Origin of the sequence: Mycobacterium sp. (assembly GCF_035499775.1) — a bacterium.
In the GTDB taxonomy this organism is placed as follows: Bacteria; Actinomycetota; Actinomycetes; order Mycobacteriales; family Mycobacteriaceae; genus Mycobacterium.
Genome location: NZ_DATJYB010000330.1, coordinates 1 through 3,040, shown reverse-complemented (window position 1 = coordinate 3,040; position 3,040 = coordinate 1). Strand labels below are relative to the sequence as shown.

General features: G+C 68.8%; 2 protein-coding genes. One reads left to right on the top strand and one right to left on the bottom strand.

What is annotated here, in order from left to right; genetic code table 11:
* Positions 1-1,199 (bottom strand): hypothetical protein (locus VML93_RS20955; RefSeq protein ID WP_325613638.1); only part of this gene is annotated, 1,199 nt, incomplete at its 3' end.
* 314 nt (positions 1,200-1,513) lie between these two features.
* Between VML93_RS20955 and VML93_RS20950 the strand changes: the two genes are divergently transcribed.
* The coding region (locus tag VML93_RS20950; RefSeq protein ID WP_325613637.1) for a hypothetical protein at positions 1,514-3,040 on the top strand (1,527 nt) is incomplete at its 3' end.

The window sequence follows — 3,040 nt, the reverse complement described above, 5'->3', positions numbered from 1 at the left end:
TTGCCCTTTACCTCGGTGCGGGTGATGACCGCGTTGCCGTCGGCCTCCAGGCCACCGCCACTCCCTCCCTCGACGCTGGTCTTGACGTTCACGACGAGGTGGTTGCCGTTGACCATGCTGTCGGTGAGGGTCAGCGCGGTGGCCGAGTCGCACACACAGATGCCGGGGTCGAACCCGGTCGGCGCGCCGTTCGGGTCGGTGACCGATACCCGGTTGTGGCTGATGCTCGTGTGGCCGATCGTCGCCGTTCCGCCCGACTGCACAAAGACCCCGCCGGTGCCGGCGTGCGAGTCACCCACCGACGCCGGATACCGGCTGGTAAGGCTGGCGGTGTTGCCGTCGATGACGCTGTGCTGCACCGTCAGCGTGCCGTCGTGATCCACGAAGATCCCGCCGCCGTCGGCGAAGCGGCCGTTCGGTGCCGCGCTCGCCGTGTTGCCGGTGACCGAGGAACCGATGAGGGTGAGCTTGGCGCTCGCCTCGTCGACGATGCCGCCACCGTCGGCCTGCCCCGTCAGTTCGCCGACGGCCTGGTTGTCGCTGACGACCGAGTCGGTGAGGGTCAGCGCCCCCCAGTTGTCGATGCCGCCGCCGGCCGCTTGCGACGCCGGGCAGGGTCCATGCGGGCAGACCGCCCCCACGCTGGGCACCGTCGTCGTTGGCGCCGCGCGGTTGCCGGTGACCGCGGTGTTGCTGATCGCGACCTTCGCCCCGGGCAAACCGTACCGGCGCGGCAGTACCTCTATGCCGCCACCGAGCGCGGTGGCCTTCTGGTAGCCGGGGCCGCAGGTCGGGATGTCCGGGCCGCACTCACCGGTGCGATCGGTGCGGGAGTAGCCGCCGGTGACGGTGAGGCCGCGGATCGATACCGTCAGCGTTCTGGCTGCCGACAAGCTGCCGATGGTGAGGACGGGTCCGCCGCCGCGGATGACGCTCGCGTGCCTTCCGGCGCCGGCCAGGGTGATGCTCTTGTCGATGGTCACACCGCCGGTGACGGTTCCCGCCCGTACCGTGACCGTGTCGCCGTCGTGGGCGGCGGCGACCGCTGCGGCGAGCGTGCCGAAACAGGTGCTGTCGCCGGAGCCGATACACACGGCATGGCCGCCTTGGCCCGGCGTTGAACTCGGCGCCGACTTGTGGCTGGTGCACGCGGCGGTCACCAGGACCAGCACGGCGAGCATAATCAGCGGTCGCCTCATCGCGCATCTCCCCCCTGTGGCGTCTCATCGCGGACTCGCGGCTGGTGCACGGCAACTCTTTGCACCTGACCCGGTACCTAGGCACCGCATGTGGCCGCCTGAAGTATCCGGCCACGGGCTTACAAAGTGCTGACATGCCCAGATGCGGCACTTTCGCGAGGCGTCGGCCGCCATGCCAGGCGGCCAGGTGGGCGTCATGTCAGTTTTTTGTAAGGCCCCCGGCGTAAAGCTACGGCTGACGGGGCCGACAGCCTGGTGGTCCACCATGCGCCGTCTCGTTTCGCGATCAGCGTGTTGCTGCGGAGGGGCTGGCAATGAGGCAAAGCCGGGTGTGGCGTAGCGCCAGGATGATGGTGCTGCTAGTTCCCATGGTGATGACGCTGCTGTGGGCGGGGGCCGGAGCAGCGTCGGCGGCGACGCTGACCGTGTGCCCCAGCGGCTGCCAGTACAGCCAGATCGGGCCCGCGGTTGCCGCCGCCAGCAACGGCGAAACGATCAAGGTCGGCCCCGGCACCTACCAGGGCGGGATCACGATCGACGTGAGCGTGCAGCTGGCGGGGGCCGGCGCCGGGTCCACGATCATCCGCGGCGGCGATCACGTGCTGACGATTGGGTCCTTCCGCGCCTCGCATGAGCCGACGGTCTCGGTCAGCGGAGTGACGGTCACCGGCGGCCTCGCCCGATCCAGCCCGATATCCGAGCCAGTTTTTGGCGTGAAGGGCCTATGGGCGGCGGGTGGCGGCGTCGAAATCCCGCCGCAGGACATACCGGCGGACGCGCCACCCGTTAACGGCGCGACGGTCACGATCTCGGACAGCGTAATCACCGGCAACCGCGCCGATCCGTCAGCCGCCATCCCCTCCGGCATCAAATGCCCGGGCGGTTTCCCGCACGGCCAGTGCCCGTTTGCCGCAGCCGTGGGCGGCGGCATCGAGAGCTGGGGAAACCTGACCCTGGTGCACACGACTGTCAGTAACAACATCGCCGGCCCGGCGGCGGGGCTGCCCGCGGTCTGCAGCGACTGCGACGGCGGGGGAATCTTCAGCGAACAGGGCGGCCTGACCATGACCGGCACCACCCTGTCGGGCAACCGGGCCATCGCGGCTGCCCCGAATGGCCGCTTCGCCGAGGGCGGTGCGGTCTACGCCAGCCCCGACTTCGGTGGCAGTAATGCGCTCACGGTCAACAACAGCAGCGTGATCGGCAACAGTGCGGGCCTGACCACCAACCTTCCCAAGTTCGCCGGCGGGCAGCTCATCGAGCTGAACGCGAACTCCGGCGGCATCCACGTCGGGAACAACGTCCCGACCACGGTCGACAACACCGCTATAACAAATAATTCGGTGACAAGTAAGGATCTGCGCGGCGAGGCGGGCGGAATCGACACCGCCATGAACGTCGGCGACAGCCCGCTCACCATGAGCAACAGCACCGTCTCCGGCAACACCCTGTTCTCCACGGTGGCGACCACGGCCGACGCCGGAGCCGCGGGCAGCGCGCTGGAACTCGACGGCGGCGGGACCATCACCAACACACGCATCACCGGTAACAGCACCACGATTGTGAGCCCGGGCGGCGTCGCCGGGAACGCCGGCGCCGGACTGGTGATGCTCAACTTCAATAACGACGCCCGGCTGGTCACCGTCCGCGGCGGCGTCATCAGCGGCAACACCGCCCTGGCGACGACCTCGACCGGGTCAGCCACTAGCCAGGGCGCGGGCATCTTCAACGACAGCCTCCTTGAGCTGGATGGGGTCCAGGTCAGCGGCAATAGCGGCAAGGCAACCGGGCCGGGTGGCGTTGCACAGGGCGCAGGGATATGGAACGGCACCGATATCTCC